Consider the following 18,462-nt stretch of genomic DNA (forward strand, 5'->3'; position numbering starts at 1 on the left):
CAAATTTCCTGATAGTTAACAAAATATTAGCCAAACACAACCGCTGGTTCTGGCCGGTTCGACAACAACCCGCCTCGCCGGTAGAACATCCCTCGCAGAGGTGTCGACGCGGATAGCTTTAGCGGGTTCACACACTATTTTCGCCCGTGTACAGAGCTGCTTCGGATCGGTACCCGAGAGCGTATTAAGCTCTGTGTGCATTAGCGGAAAATTATCGTCATAAACTGGAGCATCGTCCGTTTCCGTTTCAGGGTTGACGGGTTTTAGCTCGTTATCCAGAGTGAGACAAAGTGCTGGAGGCGCTTTCGATAAGGCCTTACTGCTGTTCGTGATTTGTGGCATATGCCGATACAAGGATTTGGGGTGAGCGCATTTTCCCTTGTCTCATCATTCGACGTATTCAGCGCTGGCTGCAACCGTGAAGATGGCTTCGGGCAGCTTAAAGCCCTGGAGCTTCAGCAAGGCCAGCGGGCCATCACCCAACTCGCTGCGCATCACAAACTTCAGCGGATTGCCGTCCGGGGTGATCCACACCAGCTGCGTGCGGCTCGCGTCAAGGGGAGTGAGCAGGGCTTTGTCCAGCAGGCGGATGAATCCCCAGTTGCCCTGGTGATTAGCATAGAGCTGCATCCCGCTATTTACGCTACGCCAGCGGAGGCTGACGCCCGGGTAGTACGTGTTTCCCGGCCAGGTAAAGCTCTGCCAGCTTTCCATCTGATTGAAGTAATCCAGGTTCTGCTCATCGAGGGTAAGCTGCACTCTGGCAACATCCCGTGAAGGACGCGCCATCAGTTCGAAGTGAACACCCGCATCGCCCTGTGAGAACACGATATCTGACAGTTCAGCCAGCTGATTGATGGCCCGCAGGAAATCCGGGCTCACTTCCATCCCCTGACTTGCTGAAGGATCGACGACCCAGCGATTCCCTTCCTGGTGAAGTATGCCGCCGAGATTAGTTTTCAGGAACGTAGCAATACGACCTGAGTCGCTGCGCAGGAACTGAGCCAGCAGAGGCAATGAGGCATCGCTGCCGGTAGTTTTAAATGGGTAGCGACCGGCAAACGCTTTGTTCCATTGATCGACAATAGTTGTTTGCCAGCGGGTATTAAGGCTTCCTGCTGCCGGAGCAAGTATCTGTCGCCATGCCAGATCCAGTGGCTGAACAAACAATGACTGACCGAACCCGTTCCACTCCTGACCCAGGCTTGCCGCCACCAGACTGCTATAGTCACGCGTATCGGTGAGATCGATAGCTTTGCCCTGAAACACGGTCTGGGCCAGCATCTGGGACATCGCCTGCGGATCCGGCGCACTGGTGACCTGCTGAAGTTTAAGGCGGACCTGTGTAACACGGGCAAGCCAGGACTGGAAGCTCAGATTACCATTACGTCCGGTCCCCTCCTTTCCTTCCATGAAACCCGTCAGGGGACCAAAAACGTCCTCCAGCGGCCCCTTCGGCCCCTGCGCCTGCTCAATGAACTGTCGGGCATATTTTTTCCGGCCAACCAGTTTTTTCGCCGAATCCACTATCGAATCCGCCAGCGCTTCGCCCTTCTCGCCCGTTTTTCCCTGGTAGTTGAGGGTGTTCATCAAGGCCACCAGGGGCGACCGGCGCACATCGCCGATCAGGCTGAGCTGGGCAATGGCTTCCGCAAGCGAAGTCGCATCCTGCCACTGAATGCTGTTGACCATATTCAGCCAGGCGTTACCAAAATCGGTAAAATAGCGTTCTGTCAGACGGGCTTTCAGCGCCTCCGGGGAGATATCGCTCCCTGTCTGGTGCGTCTTATCCGTCAGTACCCAGTCAATTTCATCGCGGCGTGTCTTGACGACCTCGTTAATCGCATCCTGAACCTGTTCTTCCCAGGCCTGACGCGTAAACATACCCGGGACGACTTCGTCAGTGCTGAATACCGTTGAGGCATCGGTGTCGCCGGTCATATCGGCAAGCGTTAAATCAGGCCAGTTGCTGGCCACGCGCTTAAGCATGTCCTGATATAACCCGGACTCAGCGTTCCGCTGGCCAATCTGCTTGAGCAGGATCTGACGGACCGTGCTGATTAATTCAGCGTCAGGCTTAATTTTCCATTCCGGATGAGCCGGGAGGTTCTGCGCATAAAAGCCCAGCAGTTTCGGTGCCAGGTCCTGCCATGTGCCATCCGGCACATTCTGACGTTTCGGTAAGGCTTTCAGGACGTTTTTTGCCAGCCAGTCTGCGTCTGCTTTGTCAGGACGGGCCAGCATCAGATAACTTTTGAGCACGTCGTAGGTATGCTGTGTGCCCTGCGTTCGGGCATCACTGGCAGGAGGAAGTTGCACAAACGAATTCAGCTGCTGCCTGAGACTATCGGCTGTGGCATCCCTCATCAGCTGTGCGTTATTTTTCGCATACAGGGGCCAAAGTGCGGCCAGCGTATCGCTGTCCTGATTAAGACCAAAACGGGTGTACCATGGAGCTCCGGTCGCCTCACGATGTTGCAGACGGGCAATAGCTTGCTGGAGTACGAGCTGGTTGTGCAGGCGTTCAGCAAGTGGTTTTGCGGTATCCGCTGCCTGCCTCGCCGTTTCCTGTGCCTCATAAATCTGGGTTCGGTTAACGATCAGGGACTGCAATGTACCGGTCCCCCACAGGACAATCAGGGAAAGCAGAATTAACCTCAGCATCTTCTGCCAGTCGAAGCCCAGCTTCCTGCCGCTGATGGCATCACAGTCATCAATGACGGCTTTCCATGTCGGTGTGTCGAGGCGCGTGTTCGGTACCGTTCCGGCAACGGCCAGTTCAGGGCTGAACATGACACCGCGTAAACGCCAGGCCGCAGATCCCTGCATCAACCCACTGAGCAAAACGGTCAGACTGGCTTTCAGTTCGTGTTGCAGACGGGAAGATAACTGGAGCAGGCCGTTATGAGCCGGATTATTCAGTATCTGTGCCATACCGGCTTTTTGCAGGCGCTGAGACAGCGTAGTCAATGCCCTATCCGCCTCTTTTATAGTGCCTTCCGGTCCGAATATCACCCCTGTCGCAGCCGTGTCCGCGTCCTGCTGAGCACCTTTCGCTTTATCAGTCAGCCACAGCCAGACAGGCGCCTGCCAGCCCAGCTGATGATCGGCTTTCTGGCGGCAACGCAAGAAAGCATCCCGTTCGCTATCCGTCGGGAGGGCTGAAGTACTCATCACCTGAATAATGCCATCAACCGGCTGGCCAGATCGCAGACGCTTCAGTTTTGAAAGGAAGATCTCATCCGGAAGTGACTGCGCATCACCGCCATAAATCAGTACGTTGCCGTCACCTTCCTGCCAGAGGTCATGGCACAGACCCGGGGCTGCTTTATGGACATCGTCCGGGTTGCCCATCACCAGCAGGAGTCGCACCTTACGCTGCCAGCGGCGTCCATAGCGAAAGCGCAGGTGTTCGGACACGGCGTCTTCGCTGAAGACCGGTTCATCGTCATCTTCTTCACTGAGAATGGTGTTCGTCACCGGAGTGATACTCTCAGCCTTTTTCTGGCCCCACTGGAAATACAACCCGGATTTACCCGCGTGGTCGAAAGCCTTCTCTATTAGCCAGCCGATCAAAAATATCGCGGCAACCAGTATGGCGCAGAATGTGAGTATCCGTTGACCGTCATACGGTCCGAAGCCGGTGGCTGAGGCCACATTTTCCGGAAAGGCATAAAACAAAAATGCCACGATGACTGTCAGGAAAAAGGCGACAGTCACAACCGAGCCGATGAGAGTTTTTACTTTTACCTTAGACATTCTTAGGCGATTCCTTGCGAACTTCTTCTTTGGTGATGACGGCGACCCAGATGTCGTCCTTATCAGCGGCGGGTTGTGCGGCGATAACCTGCGCCCCTCGTTGTTCAACGTCAGCATTAGCAAGCGTGATGGCCAGCCATGGAGCAGCATGGCCGGTATATCCCAGCACGGGATCGATACTGGAATTGTCTTCTGAAAGACTAAATTCCACTTCGCTCTCTTCGCAGGCATTATTCCAGCCGCTGTCCGACGTCAATGTGGGACCGGAGATCCAGCTTCCTTTGAGTTCATTGGGCAGGGTCTTCGACCAGAGCAGCGCCCGGGTGAGCGTCTTTGTGAGCGTTGTTTCTGTTCCCCTTTCGGGGCGATGAAGGCGGAGAGCATCCGGCCAGGCATGGGCTTTGCGGTTGCTTAATACCACCATTGAGACAGCATCAGCATCTTCTTCCCGGGGATACGCCGGTAACGACACGGTAATGGCAACCAGAATGCCCGGGTTGTCCCATCGCTTGTCCAGCCAGGCATCAAACGCCCCCAGACCTTTTCCGGCCATCAGGCGAAAAATCCTGCCGGTCTTTAGTGAGAGAGCGGCCTTAAGCTGCTCTTCAATCAAGGGGTACAGGTCGTTATCACAATCCAGTACCAGCCAGCATGGCAACTCCGGCGGAAGCGGCTGAACGATCCCTTCTACACGCGTTGTCAGTTTAGTCACCGCCGCTGTCAGGGCCTTTGTTAAATCAGTCTGGTATTCTGTTAATGCCGCGTATCTGACCGGTTTGTCATATCCTCTTGGGCGAGAGAAGTCGATAGCGGGGGCCGCGACTTTCATTGCCTTCAGCAGGTCATCGGCGCTGTTTCCGGCCGGACTCTGAATATAAGTACCGAGGATCCAGGCGCAGCGTTGACCGCGCAGAATTTCACTGTCAATAAGCGCTTCTCGCTCGACATTTCGGGACTCGGCCCCCACCTGTTCGGCTTTGTAGGCAAACCGGCGTAAGCCGAAAATAAGCCCCCAGGTACAAAATGGAAGACCCAAAGCGGTGAACCAGAAGACAAATCCGGTTCTCTCTGACGTCCAGCACCATAGCGTGAGCGCTATGCCCCCCAGCATGATAAACGCGAGGAATAGCAACCAACGACCGGTGCCGGGACGCGCTACCTTAGGAGCCTTTTCAGGGATGGCATCCAGCCAAACGGGCATAATCAGGCAACCTTTGCAGCGGAAAATGAACTGATCAACGTGCAACCACAGGCGCATTTGTGGCCGTGAAATGCAACCGGGATACCATGATCAAGATAATCAGGATTGCCTTCTATGATAGTTGTAGGGCCATGTCCCGGAACCGGGCAGGACACTTTGTCGCCTTTGCGGGCAACACCAATACCACCGAATTTCATCGTTTCAGAAGCGGTCAGTACAGAACCGCCGTGAGTGGTTTTATCGCCTTTACGTATTATCTGAAGCATACTATGCCTTTTATTTATAGGGGGGATTTACAGGATGCTCTCTTCCAAAATGATATTTTTAATTACATCATTATCTAGCATGAAACTCAGGGTGTTATTTTTGAAATGATAGCTTATTTTGTCTTTGCTTCTTGATGTGGGTTCTCCATAAGCATTTATTATTTCATTTTCATTCATGCCAACATATATACCACGACCAGTGATGTACTTATTATTTATTACAGTTATGGTAGTAATTCGATATAAATCAAAATCATCACCAAAATGCTTGTAGTTTATATTTGAAGAGCGAATAATGAATCCTTTCCAGTAGTTATCAAAATACTTGTACGTTTCATCACCTTTCGATATATAGTTGCTCCAGGCCCCCGTTTCAAGTTGCTCTTTTTTCCCACACCTACCCCATGCTTTATAAAACCCTTCGAACGAAGAGCTTAATTCTATATTTCCATTTGGGGAGTAAATGCTTAAGTCAGCGCCATTAAATTCTGGTGTGTTTGTTTTTTCCGTTTCAGAGAGATCATCGTCTTTAAGCCATCCCATGACAATGCTGCCATCTTTTCTTGTATATCTCCCGAACTCATATCCTCCGGATTTCAAAAAGCCGAGAAACGTGTTGTTACTAATTAGAAAAAGCTTATTATTTCTTGAGTTGTCATCTGGCGTTGAATGGAAAAAAGTTTTGTTAATCACTTTATATGAGTGTATGTTTTGTTCGTAGTCAGCTTTTTTCCAAGACTCATCGCAAGCAGCATAAGAATGAAATGACAGCATAGACATTATTAATAGCAAGATTTTCTTCATTTTTAGCCCTTCTTATAAACAGGTATTTCGAAACGTAAGTTTGCATCCGGGAACTGATCAAACATTTTCTTCATGTCAGTTTTTTGTATAAGAGCCCAGTTTATCGATGTTGCATACTGCCTGGTTCCGGGATTGGATGGGTTCCATCTCATTTTATATAACGTGTTTTGTTGGTTTTTACTATTATTAACAAATTTTTCCGAAATCCATTTTGCGCCACCATCGATAGCCTCATCTACTGAGAACCAACCTTTGTTATAAGCAACTACAACCCCGTTTTGAGTGTTGCCAGGAAAAACACCTATACCGTACATATTATAAACATGCCTGTTGTTATACATTTTGCTTCCATTGGCAAACGCATGTCTACCACGGTCAGTTTCCAGAATTGCATGTGATGCTAAATAAATTTCGCTTACATTATATTTTTGTGCAGCAGCAATAAATACATCTTCTTTCCCTGATAACACACCTTGACCGGAAAGTAACTTACCTAAATCTTCGCGAGAAATACCCGAAGGTGCAGAAATGTCGAGGAATTGATATATTTCACTGTTTTCCTGATGAAGCTCAGGATTCATATAGTCCCGAACTTGCTCACGTGTTACGGCACCATAATTGCCATATGTAGGAACACTATCGCCAGTAAGTGACATTTGCTTGTTCAAGGCATAATCTAAAGTATAATCGTAATTCTTGTAGACGATAGTAATCCGGTTAGCACTTTTTAACGTACCCAAAAAAAGGATAGGATGCATATGCCACAGTGAAGGCCCTAGTTTCTCAGTGGACACATCCTGCATCCATGCCATTTTATCAAGAAAATCTTCGCTATATTTCTTCCATTCTGGGGCTTCTTTTTTCAGCGCATTGAGGAAAGGTTGCCAGATAGCATCATCTTTTTTGAAGTACCAATCGCTGGGATGTTTTACGATTGTTTTCTGGATGGTGTCACGATAGTCGGGATTATGAAGTGCTCTCCAGTATTCCATCGGAGAGTAACGGTCGCTTCCACTATCAATTTTATCCAGCAGGCGCTGATAATTATGCTTAACCAGGGCATGACTGGTTCGCGTATCACTGGTCGCAACCTCATAGAGCGAGTTGATAAGGCTGCGGAAGAATCCAACAGGCTGGTTTTTTCCATCCAAGTAATCAAAACTGGTAGGCTCTGAGGTTTCAGTTCTGAAGCCCAGCTTTGCCAGATCATACTGCGACAAGAGTTGAGGTTCCGCCTGGCCTTTGGGGACGTAAGCATTTTCTGGTCGCAGCTGCCAGTATTCTTGCTTTGTTGAGGTATCAGTTTCAGTTGTGACCTTACTCAACGGTAGAATGCCTGTCCGCGTTGTCGACGTCGAGCCCTTTGCGAAAGTGCCCTTCGCAACATCTTTTGTGAAAAGAGCAAGGCCAGGAGAATACTTCAACCAGAGCGGGTTTTTCTCCCCCACTTTTTCTGGGTTGGTCAGGAAATTCTCCAGATTATCATCCATGCTCGTGCATTCGATATGTACCTGGTATCGTGCCTCATAACCACCATCTTTTGGTGCCTGATAGTAGCCCATGTGGCCAATCGGGTCACCGGCCTTAATAGCAAATGGAAAACTGAGACTTACTGTCTTATCGAATACCATGACTTCCTTTGCGGGAGGAAGCAAATGCCGCCACCAGCCTGGACCAGCCCCCGGCGCTGGCTTAATATTGTTGTTATCCACAACAACCCAATAGCGCTGACCAGGTGTGAGGGTACTGCTGGTTTCTTCTGGTAATCCTTTCAGTGTTACAAGACCATATTTTCGCTTGTTATTTCCTGTGGCGTTAAGATTGCTGTCTGCCGGGTCCCACTCCACTCTTGCCCCTTTAGGTATGTGCCCTGCAATTTGTGGAGAAGTTTTATCTGAAGTCAGTTTTGCCGTCAGCCAGTCCATTTCAGAATATGCTCTTAGAGTATTCTGAATGGCCCACTGATTTTCTGCTTCAGCCTCATAAGCTGAATACGGCGCAAGATGCATATACAGGGTGTAGAAATGCAGCCCGCTGGATTCTTTCTCCCCCGGTTGAATAAAGTGTTTAACCAGAACAAACGAACCAGAAAAGCTCAGTGGGCCGGATTCCCATGCAAGCGTCAGATAATCCTTGCAGACACGATAAGCAACCACTTCGCCGTCAGCCATGCATCGCACAGCCTGCTCACCTTTAAAGGGAACTGGGAAATCTAATGCTTCAAGAGGAGACTTGCCACTCAGAGCACACCACGGGGTCGTTGCTTCCGTGATATGGATCCCGCCATGCCACATCCCACTGCGACCAATCATATACTGCCCGGTGGATTCCCCCCCAATATGAGAGAGGATCTCTTCCTGATTTTTGAACTCACTTCCCCGACTGTTGGAGGGGATCGGCCAGACTATTTTGATTTTTCCTTTTCGGATAGCCGTGGCGTTCTGCTCTGATGTGGTATTAGCGCCATAACGATAAAGTGCATAGGGTATGTTTTGATCACGATATATCTGGGCAGGATAGAACCCCCTTTCCTGGACAAAATCAGATACCCAGTGTGTACCATTAAACATCGCCATATGACCATGCACATGATGTGGTGCTGCCTGGATTACGACAACATCCCCCACTTGCTGACCAGAAATTGTGAATACACCGCCAGTACGCACTGTTGTAGCGTTATCCACAACTTTAAAGTTATTTTCAAGCAGCCATGGGCCATAATTTTTAGCTGATTCAATTCCTGAATTTTTTGCAGATGCCCCTCCAGCGATTAATGCTTTTTTAACATAGCGGGCACATTTTGACTCGCCATATTTAAGCTTTTTATCTATGCCATTTTTAAAATTTTCAGCGTTAATTTTCGCTCTGGCCAGGGCTTGAGTGTTTAAAACACTAACTGCTACATTCTTGTCCAGCATTTATTCTCCCCCCTCTGCTTGTCGAGGGCAATAAATACTACTATGAGATATGGGCTTAACAGAATCCATTAACCAGTTCCCTTTTTCTTTAACCAGGTTAACGGCATACAGGGATACGCCCTTACCATATCCTAATGTTAGCTTCACTTGTGCGACCTGGTCATTCTCTGAAACAGTTTCCACATTAATGCTGTCTTTCCATTCTTCACAAATATCCTGAGCATCGACAAAATAATCAGCACCCGATTCATCATTATCCCGCAGACTTCTGAGATGCTCAGTTGTATATTCAAAAATAGCTTTTTGAGTTAGTTTATCAGCTGATTCCATATCAGGCGTTTCAGACGCAACAAGGTAATCATGATAAAATTTTGCAACAATTTCCCGAGGCATTGAACTATCGTTTGCTGAAGCTGAGGCTATATTGGCCACGCAGAATAAGCAACAAGCAAAAATAATCTTCTTCAACATGAACGTCTCTCCGTAGATATGTTGGTATTTGTATAAGTAGTCGAGGTGAGAAATTTAGAAAATGACCACGTTCTTATTGTTCCGTTACGCTGGTGATTTTCCACTTCTCATCAATTCTTTCTAGCACAACCTTAAATTTAACTTTAGGCTCGGAACCTGCTCCTAAAATAACGTTGACTGAAGAGTCATTCTCTTTCCGATATACATCAAAGGTACTTATACTTGCTTTCCATGAAGGATAAACATCTTGTGATTTTGTAAAATAATCAACATCAGTATCAACCCAAGCACCATGCCAGTTACAAATATAACGCCCTTTAAACTGCTTGCATTCGCGCTTTTGTGAACATTTCCCTTCGAGTTCTTCTGCCGACGCTGAATCATCAGAATCATAATTACACATCATAGAGTCGTTAATGCTTTTCATTAATTCATCAGAAACATATTGACTGAGAAATCGACTGTTGTCCGATGATTCTTCTTTCAAATATGACTTATAAAAATTGTACACGATGCTTTCTGGGCTTGTTTGCTCGGATGCCTGTGTAAAATTTGATAAACAAAGCAAAAATGCAAATAAAAACACATTACGCATATGAGGAATTAATGGATCCATCATCAGCCCTTAGTCATTAAAAGATTTGCTGCCGATTTTATTTTCCTGGGTGATATCCGTCAGGCTGAAATTAGGTGTTTCGTTGGGGAGATTCGCGCCGGTGCCTGGTACCAGATAGTCAGACGTTTTCATAATGAACTCACCTGATGAACCATGTTCAATGCCGTTCTTACTCAGCCTCAGGTAAGACCCACCACCGTTAAGTGTCAGTGTTTCCGGCGTGCTGATAATAATTTCGTCTTCACTACTGGTCACCGTCAGCTGCTTTTCAGAAAACAGTGCCATCGTGTTGTGCTGAGCCTGAATCTCGATGTCTCCCTGGTTGGCAACCAGCTTAGCCCCTTCTTTATGGACAAACATACGCAGGGCTTTTTCTACCGTTACAGACAGATTCTTCATCGCACCGACATCAAGATGCTGACCGGCATTGATCATGGTATTGCGGCTACTGCTGAGCTGAAGGTGTTCACCTGAGGTCATTGCCACCCCCTGCGGAGCACTACCCAGCAGGACCGAAGACTGGAGATCTTTGATTTTGTCGGTCACAAGACTAATCTGGGTATTGATGTCACAGATCAGGGCTCCGGCGGCTTCAGCAGCGCTGTTCAGCGCCTGCATCTGGCTGTTGGCCTGGTTAAGCTGGTTAATGGCAGGCGCCATTTCCAGCACCGGGCCCTGGGCTTTGGCCTGGGCATCCGCCGTCAGGAACAGCCCTTTTGCCGCACGAACCGCGCCATGCTCGTCCGTACGCAGTTCAAAACCGGCGCCGCGCTTTTCACGCTGGCTGTTGACCAGGTGTCCCAGGTTCAGTTGCGTTTTGCCATATTCCGTCGCGAGCTTGATATGCTCTTCCTGGCGCTTATCCTCCATCCGCAACTTATTGTTCGCCGGGGTACGCCACACGTTCCGCGTATGATTGTCACTGGTGACATGGTCCGGATGTTCTGAATCATGCAGGGCATAAGCGATGTAGGGACGATCCGGGTCTCCGCCGTCAAAAACGACGGCCACTTCCGTTCCGTCGATAAGCGGGGAGTGGAATCCGTACGTATCACCGGCATACGGTTTAGCCAGCCGCAGCCACAAATAGGCATAGCCCTGTTCAGTACTGCTGCGGTCAAAGTCCAGTTTTACCCGGTATCGCCCGTCCGGGTCGAGCCAGGAATAGGTGTCGCCTTTCTGTGTGCTTTCCACCCGGGCAGGCAGCGAGCCGGATATCACCGGTCGATTGAGCAGTGCCGGACGATAACAGACGGTTTCACTGTAGGGGATGCCCTCAAACGTCAGCGTAAAGCTACTTTTGCGCGAACCACTGGTGCGCACCGTGGTGATGACGATGCCTTCCCTGACGGCATCGGGAAGCGTTCCGTCCGTTTCCAGTACCTGACCCGGAGCCAGATGAGGGCTGGAGGAATGCCCGGTGACGTGATATTGCGCATTCAGAATGCGTTCGTGACGCAGACGGGCGAAGTATGCCCCGGTCTCCGGGCTATCAGCGTCACCTGCTGTCAGGAAGGGTTCCGCATAATGGTACGTTTCTCCGGCGGTGATCCCTTCTTTGCTAAAAATGCTTTCAGTGCTGCCCTGAGGTTTCAGCGCTTCGCGATAGTTGTAGTCACGGGTGGCCACACTTCCGCTCACCACATTGTATGCGGTCTGAATATCCCAGATGCTTTCCTGCCCGCTGTCACTCATGCCTGCCGGGTTACGAAACGGCAGGGTCACACCAAACTGATACTGCTCCTGAGAGTCCTGAAAAATGACCACATCCTGCTCAAGGCGGCTATCCATCGCAAAGCGCCAGTAAATACCGACTTCAGCCAGCAGACGCTCAATGAACTCAAGATCGGTTTCCCGCCACCGGGTAATTAGCTCTCGCACCGGATACTCGCGGGACAGCCGAAACTCAAAGTCCGCGCCTTCCAGCCCGTGTTTACGCAACACCTTTTCCACGACTTCCGGCACAGTCTGGTTGAGGAAAATTTCACTGCCTTTCGTATGTGCTAACAGAGCGATACGTGGAACCAGCGTCAGCGCATAAACGGTATCCTCTCTGGACGTGGACAGGCGTTCGAATGACGCCACCACGCCATAAACGGAACGAACGGGTACGGCCGGAGCCCCGTAAAACTGCGGGGTCTGAAACGTAAACGACGCAGGTTTTAACAGCACCAAATCACTGGCGATATCCGGTGTCGAGCAGGTCACGGAGATACCAAATCTCCAGGGCTTGCTGAGCGACTCAACCGAACTGAATTTCAGCACATCAAGAAATTCTGTGCAGCCATGCACGTCCAGCCGGTAGCGTGACTGACCTAATCGTTGTTTTGCCTGACTGGCCGCATCGTTTATCACAGGGATGGCGGGATTATCCATGAGTCTCTCTCTTTGTCGGTTCCTGGGCACGCTACCGCCCCTCGCTGTTCGCCAAAGCGCATCAGGTCAGGCAGCAGATTGAGTTTTTCTTTGCCGAGTACCCGCGTCTCAGGTAATCAGCAAAAAAACGCGGACAGGAAAACCTGTCCGCATCAGGATTACGCGGTGGTACGTTCGTTCCAGCTGTCGGAATGGATGATGTTGCCGTCCTTGTAGGTCCAGGTGATTTTTTCGTAACGCAGCTCAATCTGCTCGAGGTGGTTATGCTTCTCGTAGGACGGGTCCTTGACGTCGTGCATCAGCGGGCTGACCTTCACCACCTTCACGTTCTCAAGCTTCGTGTTGAAGTACTCCACTTCCTGACCGGCGTCGTTGATTTTGTACCAGCGGAACTCTGCCGACTTCAGCGTCTGGCCGGTTGTTACCGCCTTGTACAGGTACGGGCTGGAGGCGTCGATTTCCTTGGTGAACAGGAACGGCGTATGGATTCGCGTGCCGGTCAGCTTCCCGGTGTTGTTGTCGGTCGGGATGTACAGGTTATGCTCCTGCGCCACCACCTCGATGCTGCCCTCGCGGTCCTTCACGTCCACGGAACCTTTGATGTCCGCGCCGCCGTCGTCCTTCAGCCACAGATAGACTGGTATTGCCATATTACTTCTCCATTTATACACGTCGTCCTTCAGGCTGCCTCTTTGTTGGCTGCCTTCATTTGCCCCGGTCACATAGTGAACTATGCTTCCGGGGACGCATTCAGTTGCCGCTGCGAAGCAGCCCGAATGACTGTGTGTATCATTTTAAAAAGCGCCATCATCCTGCGATGGCGCGGGGGTCATGCCCGGTGGCTGGCAGGCGTTCGCCTGCGGCACCAGACTGATTTCGACACGGCGGTTCAGCGCCCGGCCTTCGGCCGTGTCGTTGGGGGCAACGGGTCGGCTCTCGCCGTAGCCCTGCACCGCAAAACAGCTCTCCGGCACGTCGCCGGTGTCGCGCATCCAGTCGCGCACCGATTCGGCACGCTTAAGCGAAAGTATCTGGTTGGATTTATCGTCGCCGGTGCTGTCGGTATGGCCCGCCACCACAATCAGCCAGCCGGGCTTCGCTTTGATGCCGACCAGCGAGTTCACCAGCAGCTTTGTCGAGCCGGGCTTCAGCGCCCACCTGCCGGTGTCGAACAGCGACATGCTGTCGAGGCGGATGATTTTCGGTTGTGGCTTTAGCGCAGGTGCCGGCGGTGGCGCATACGTATCAATAGCCTTCTGAAGCGCCAGCCATAAACGCAGGCCGGGGTAATAGCCGAGCGCGTACCGGAGTGGTTCGCCCTGCCGCTGCCAGCGCTCCAGCAGAAGAGCATCCTGTTTCAACGCCAGGAGGGACTGAGCCCTGGGCTCATCATGATTCTCGGGAATGGCATACCAGCGCTGGAGATCCGTTGAGACCTGGCGAATCAGCGCCGCGTTATTCACAGCAGAAAAAGCCAGAGCTGCCAGAGCGCACGCCAGAACCCATAAAACGAGACGACGAGAGCGTTGCCCCCCCTGTACTGGAGCGCAGTAAGGCGCGAGCATCGGTAATACCGCATCAGGAAAATGCTCCGTTACTTCCGCCGCCCCCTCTGCCTGCGGAAAAATCAGATGGGTCAGGCGAAAAAGGCGATGTGACCACAGCGAAGCACGATCGGCAGAAGCCACACCGCTTCGAATCACCACCGCAAACGGGTGAACCGCCGGAAGGAGCCGATCTTCCTTCGTCAGTTCATCCGCCAGAATGGCGCGCATAACAGCAAAGGCCTCCCATAGGACAGGCATCAACGCAAGATGTTGAGCGTCCTGTTGCCAGTCATCCACCGCCTGCGGCGTTTTATCAGCCGGATATACCGCCAGCTTATCGCCACAAACAACAAGCCACGGCGTTGCAGGACCGGAAAATTCACCGCTCAGAACCATCGGCGGCGTGAATCCAATTATCTGACCCAGCAGCTTCATTTGCTGACGCAACGCTTTCAGGGACGCGCGCAGTACGGCTTCATCCTGATGTCTGTCGGGCTGGCAGGAATACATAACGGCGAGCTGTCCGCCCTGATGCGGCTGCTGTTCGTGAATATCGCGAACAATGTCGCTTAGCCTGTTGACGTCATTCACCCTCAGCCACCAGCCCTGCGCGGTTTTGCGCAGTGTTTGCCCCTGGAACAACGCGTCCAGCTCATCCCCACAAACGAGAACAACAGGTCCCCCGGCATCAAACAGCAGCAGTTCACAGGTGGACATTTCACCCTCCGCCATCGTCTGAACAGGGCAACGCTTTCTCCAGACCTGCCAGAAGGCCAGTGCGACAATGCACACCGTCATCACGCCCTTAAACAACGTGCCTGCCGGAATGAATCCCCATAGCAGCCACAGAAACGCGGCGACAGCCGCCAGAACGTGAAGTATCAGAGAAACCATGACCGATTTACGCATCAATGAGGTAACTCCGGTAACTGAGCGGATAACAGCCCCTGGAGCCAGAGGTGGCCTCCCCACCATGCCACGGCAGCGATCACCGCAGCCGTAGCAGCCCAGAACCAGACTGAACGCAGGATGCTATAGCGATGTTTTCGGGTCCGGCGAACCACCAGAGAGATATCCGCATTCAGAGGCGGCACCTGCTCAGAAAGCGCTTTAATCACCTCTTCCCGCTGTGACTGGCTAACTGAACTGATGCTGTATAATCCGCGAAACCCCAGCGCGATCACCCGGTGATAACAGGTCAGAACGGCTATATTCGGCGCAGGCTGCCGTAAGACCTCAGTGATACGATCCCAGAGGGCTTCGCCTGCGTGTAATGACCCGAAATAGCGCGCCTGTAGCGGCGCTTTTCGCCATGCCGCCTGACCCGCATCAGCTTCGGCACCTGCACTCAGCGTTCTGCTCATTACCACTTCGTCAAGCAGCGCACATTGCGCATAAGAGATATGCCCGATGCTTGCCTCATCGTACCCGGCGCGCTCCAGCGCCTCGCGCACGCCTTCCACGTGTTTACAGCAGGTGTCATATAACGCGCTGCCGTCGGGCGTTGTTGCCCCTTTCTTAAGCATGGTGACGGTAAGCCAGGTTTCCGCCATGAGTTCATCAATATCAATGTCTTTTCTCATGATCGCAGTACCGCAAACAGTTCAAGTTCCAGCCGTCCCAGGAGGGCCGGCACGTAAAACATGCATACCCCCTGCTCCAGCATGTCCCGGGCCGCAGAGCTCTCCATATCCAGCGCGAAGTACTGGTTTTCCATCCGCACAGGTAACGCTGCCGGAACGCGGCTAACGGCAATGAGCGGGATCCCCTGCAGCGCGACGGCGGAAATCGCATTCACCTCATCCGGTGAACCCGCCTTGCATAACGCAGGGAATTTCTCAGCTACCTGCCAGGCCGGAACATCAGACCGGACAGAAAGATAGAGATCGGCGTCTTCGCGCAGGCGAGCGTCGTGCAGCGCGGCTTTCCACGTCTGCTCGTCCGGTCGGGACATCTCCAGTGCGACCACTCGGGACGGCAAACTGGCCTCCAGCAAAGCAGTGATGAGTTCAAACAGTGGAGGAAACGTTTTTTCAGGTTCTGCATGGTCATAGGCGGGAATGGCATCCAGATCGCTGTCGAGAGAGAACGTCAGCATGCTGCCCGCCAGACGGACGAGCTCTGCCCACACCTGCTCCGGATGACGGGCAGGAGAACGTTCAAACTCCACCAGCACGCGCGCATGGGAGTTAAGCGCATTGAGCAACCAGAAAAGAGAGACGTCCGCCACAGCGAAATCGGCCAGGCGTTCGTTGCTCTCGCGGCGCATGGACATCAAACGCTGACGGCGGGAACGAAGCTGACGATTCAGTAGCGCCAGTCTTTCACGCATCGCCGGACTGGCAGAGAACAATGCCAGGGGTGGAATAAATGTCGGATCCTGGCACCATCCCTGTCGATCGCGGATCAACCGCGCGATCGCGCAGCACTGCCATGACGCGTTATCTTCATGGTCAAAACGGATCGCCAGGTTAAAGCGGGCAACGGCAACGGACTCCTCCTCGCTGCCAAACGCATCCTGAACATTCACCCACTCCTCACGGTAGCGGAGCGGCCGCTCGGTCATAGCCGATTCCCGCTGCACATTATTCAGCCCAGGCTGCATGAGCGGCAGCGCAATCATCACCGTGACCGCGTCTGAATGCTGCGCTAACTCCAGTTCCCGAGGTTCAGGCGGCAGATCGCTGACGGCCGTATCCACCAGCGTGCCATCAGGCAGCCAGAGCCGCAGTTGAGAGATCTGAATCAGGCCCGAGCCCAGCAGCCTCTCATCGAATTCAACCCGCTCAACCCCCCATGAAAACGGCGAAGAGAGAGCCGCAACGCCTGTGCTGCGAAAAGATTCCCACGCTGACTGCTGCTGGAATTGCTGAGGGGACAGCAGCGCCCCCTCACTCCACAGCGGACGATAAATTTTCATCCCTGCCCCCGCCTTACGCTTTCGCTTTCGGCATCTGACTGACCAGAGACAGGTTCACGTCCATCCCTTCCACCTGGAAGTGCGGCACCGCGTACAGCTTCACGCGGAAGAAGCCCGGATTGTCCTCGATATCTTCCACCACCACCTTCGCGTCGCGCAGCGGGTGTGAGGCCTGCAGCTCGTCGCCCGGGTCGGTCATCTCCGTCACCAGACCGCGCACCCAGGTGTTGAGCTCCAGCTCCAGCAGGCGGCGATCCTTGGTGGTGCCGATGTTTTCACGCTGAACGAGCTTCAGGTAGTGCGCAATACGCGACAGCAGGAAGATATACGGCAGGCGCGCGTTGATGCGGCTGTTGGCGGTGGCGTCGGCGGTGTCGTACAGCGCCGGCTTCTGGGCCGAGTTGGCCGAGAAGAAGCAGGCGTAGTCGCGGTTTTTGTAGTACGACAGCGGGATAAAGCCGAGGCTGGCGAACTCAAACTCGCGGGTTTCCGGGATCATCACCTCCGACGGGATCTTCACCTAGTTGCCGGTGCCCAGATCGTAGAGGTGGATCGGCAGATCTTTCACCGCTCCGCCCGCCTGCGGGCCACGGATCTGCACGCACCAGCCGTTATTAATAAAGCTTTTCACCATGTTGGACGCGAAAGAGAACGAGGCGCTGGTCCACAGGTATTTCTCGTGGTCCGGGCCTTTCACCTGCTCGACGTAGTTGAAGCTGCGCACCGGCACGGTGTCCGGTCCATACGGCAGGCGGCCCAGCACGCGCGGCATCACCAGGCCGATATAGCGCGCGTCGTCGGTGTCGCGGAAGGATTTCCATTTGATGTACTCGGCGCGGTCGAAGTAGTTGCCGATATCCTTGATGGCGGCGACCTCTTCCATGGACTCTTTCAGAAAGAAGGCCGGGCCGACGGCGCCGATAAACGGCATATGCGCCGCGGCGGAGACGCCGGAGATGTTGCGCAGCAGCGCCACGTCCTGCGGGCTGGCGTCGAACTCATACGCGGAGATCACCGAGCCAATCGGCTCGCCGCCCGGGGTGTCATACTCGGCGGTGTAGGTGTGCCAGTAGAGACCGCTCTGAATCAGCTCCGGCGCGTCTTCGAAGTCCTGGCGCAGATCGTCTTTGGAGACGTCCAGAATTTCGGTTTTGACGTTCTGGCGGTAGTCGGTGCTGTCCACCAGCTGCTTCAGGCCGCGCCACAGGGATTCCACCTTCTGGAACTCAGGATGGTGCATCACCGCGTCCAGCTGGCGGCTGATTTGATAGTCCAGCTCCGCGATGTGGTGGTCAATCAGGGTCTTGTCGAGCTTCTCCACGGTCTTTCCGGACTGACGGATGCAGTCCATAAACACCTGCATCGCCGCCGTCAGTCGTTCGCCCGCCGGGGCGTCGGACAGCGCGGCATCATCCAGAAAGTCGTTAATATCGCCCAGGCGGGACGCCGGGGTCAGGTTGATTTTGTCAAACAGGGAAGCGTAAACGCTCTCTTTTTCCAGTACAGCGGTCTGCCCCTGAGCGGGGGCGGTTTCAGTATTTACAGACATCAGCATATTCCCGGTTAATCCATTAAATAACGCAC

Annotated in this window: 12 protein-coding genes and 1 pseudogene; all 13 read right to left on the reverse strand. The window is 52.6% G+C overall.

All coding sequences use genetic code 11. From position 1 onward, the window contains the following. Positions 1 to 387: 387 nt before the first annotated feature. Positions 388 to 3,759, reverse strand: coding sequence for an ImcF-related family protein (locus tag ABLV30_RS11480; RefSeq protein ID WP_154950822.1), 3,372 nt, complete (start codon positions 3,757 to 3,759; stop codon positions 388 to 390). Further along, entirely contained in the window at positions 3,752 to 4,960 is a 1,209-nt protein-coding gene (locus tag ABLV30_RS11485; RefSeq protein ID WP_025105889.1) for a membrane protein, read from the reverse strand. Before ABLV30_RS11485 ends, ABLV30_RS11480 begins: the two co-directional genes overlap by 8 nt. Before the next feature lie 2 nt (positions 4,961 to 4,962). Continuing rightward, positions 4,963 to 5,226 (reverse strand): PAAR domain-containing protein, encoded by a 264-nt coding sequence (locus ABLV30_RS11490; RefSeq protein ID WP_071998059.1) that lies wholly within the window; start codon positions 5,224 to 5,226, stop codon positions 4,963 to 4,965. Positions 5,227 to 5,253: 27 nt separating this feature from the next. Continuing rightward, positions 5,254 to 6,030, reverse strand: coding sequence for a hypothetical protein (locus ABLV30_RS11495; RefSeq protein ID WP_154950820.1), 777 nt, complete (start codon positions 6,028 to 6,030; stop codon positions 5,254 to 5,256). A 2-nt stretch (positions 6,031 to 6,032) separates the two neighbouring features. Continuing rightward, the gene (locus tag ABLV30_RS11500) at positions 6,033 to 8,948 is read right to left on the reverse strand and encodes an N-acetylglucosaminidase (RefSeq protein ID WP_025105891.1); all 2,916 of its coding nucleotides are present in this window, start codon (positions 8,946 to 8,948) and stop codon (positions 6,033 to 6,035) included. Further along, a complete protein-coding gene (locus tag ABLV30_RS11505) occupies positions 8,949 to 9,419 on the reverse strand; it encodes a DUF3828 domain-containing protein (RefSeq protein ID WP_025105892.1) in 471 nt (156 codons plus the stop codon). 73 nt (positions 9,420 to 9,492) lie between these two features. After that, positions 9,493 to 10,038, reverse strand: coding sequence for a DUF3828 domain-containing protein (locus ABLV30_RS11510; protein ID WP_224226603.1), 546 nt, complete (start codon positions 10,036 to 10,038; stop codon positions 9,493 to 9,495). A gap of 6 nt (positions 10,039 to 10,044) precedes the next feature. Next, positions 10,045 to 12,411, reverse strand: coding sequence for a type VI secretion system tip protein VgrG (gene vgrG, locus ABLV30_RS11515; protein ID WP_348865600.1), 2,367 nt, complete (start codon positions 12,409 to 12,411; stop codon positions 10,045 to 10,047). 158 nt (positions 12,412 to 12,569) lie between these two features. Beyond that, positions 12,570 to 13,061 carry a type VI secretion system effector Hcp gene (gene hcp / locus ABLV30_RS11520; RefSeq protein ID WP_129897003.1) on the reverse strand — a complete coding sequence of 164 codons (492 nt, stop codon included), beginning with the start codon at positions 13,059 to 13,061 and terminating at the stop codon, positions 12,570 to 12,572. A gap of 144 nt (positions 13,062 to 13,205) precedes the next feature. Then, positions 13,206 to 14,867: an OmpA family protein gene (locus tag ABLV30_RS11525; protein ID WP_129896987.1), complete on the reverse strand. Its 1,662-nt coding sequence runs from the start codon at positions 14,865 to 14,867 to the stop codon at positions 13,206 to 13,208. Then, positions 14,867 to 15,541 carry a type VI secretion system protein TssL, short form gene (gene tssL / locus ABLV30_RS11530; RefSeq protein WP_025108177.1) on the reverse strand — a complete coding sequence of 225 codons (675 nt, stop codon included), beginning with the start codon at positions 15,539 to 15,541 and terminating at the stop codon, positions 14,867 to 14,869. Before tssL ends, ABLV30_RS11525 begins: the two co-directional genes overlap by 1 nt. Continuing rightward, positions 15,538 to 16,878, reverse strand: a complete 1,341-nt coding sequence (gene tssK, locus ABLV30_RS11535; protein WP_116281124.1) for a type VI secretion system baseplate subunit TssK — start codon at positions 16,876 to 16,878, stop codon at positions 15,538 to 15,540. The genes tssL and tssK overlap by 4 nt, the downstream gene beginning before the upstream one ends. 13 nt (positions 16,879 to 16,891) lie before the next feature. After that, a pseudogene (gene tssC / locus ABLV30_RS11540) lies at positions 16,892 to 18,427 on the reverse strand (type VI secretion system contractile sheath large subunit). Between the last annotated feature and the right edge of the window lie 35 nt (positions 18,428 to 18,462).

Origin of the sequence: Klebsiella sp. CN_Kp113, from assembly GCF_040064585.1 — a bacterium.
GTDB classification, from domain to species: Bacteria; Pseudomonadota; Gammaproteobacteria; order Enterobacterales; family Enterobacteriaceae; genus Klebsiella; species Klebsiella michiganensis.

Bases quoted from the DNA above. Each gene is read 5' to 3' on its own strand.
- ABLV30_RS11480 (WP_154950822.1), bottom strand. From the start codon at position 3,759: ATGTCTAAGGTAAAAGTAAAAACTCTCATCGGCTCGGTTGTGACTGTC.
- ABLV30_RS11485 (WP_025105889.1), bottom strand. From the start codon at position 4,960: ATGCCCGTTTGGCTGGATGCCATCCCTGAAAAGGCTCCTAAGGTAGCG.
- ABLV30_RS11490 (WP_071998059.1), bottom strand. From the start codon at position 5,226: ATGCTTCAGATAATACGTAAAGGCGATAAAACCACTCACGGCGGTTCT.
- ABLV30_RS11495 (WP_154950820.1), bottom strand. From the start codon at position 6,030: ATGAAGAAAATCTTGCTATTAATAATGTCTATGCTGTCATTTCATTCT.
- ABLV30_RS11500 (WP_025105891.1), bottom strand. From the start codon at position 8,948: ATGCTGGACAAGAATGTAGCAGTTAGTGTTTTAAACACTCAAGCCCTG.
- ABLV30_RS11505 (WP_025105892.1), bottom strand. From the start codon at position 9,419: ATGTTGAAGAAGATTATTTTTGCTTGTTGCTTATTCTGCGTGGCCAAT.
- ABLV30_RS11510 (WP_224226603.1), bottom strand. From the start codon at position 10,038: ATGATGGATCCATTAATTCCTCATATGCGTAATGTGTTTTTATTTGCA.
- vgrG (WP_348865600.1), bottom strand. From the start codon at position 12,411: ATGGATAATCCCGCCATCCCTGTGATAAACGATGCGGCCAGTCAGGCA.
- hcp (WP_129897003.1), bottom strand. From the start codon at position 13,061: ATGGCAATACCAGTCTATCTGTGGCTGAAGGACGACGGCGGCGCGGAC.
- ABLV30_RS11525 (WP_129896987.1), bottom strand. From the start codon at position 14,867: ATGCGTAAATCGGTCATGGTTTCTCTGATACTTCACGTTCTGGCGGCT.
- tssL (WP_025108177.1), bottom strand. From the start codon at position 15,541: ATGAGAAAAGACATTGATATTGATGAACTCATGGCGGAAACCTGGCTT.
- tssK (WP_116281124.1), bottom strand. From the start codon at position 16,878: ATGAAAATTTATCGTCCGCTGTGGAGTGAGGGGGCGCTGCTGTCCCCT.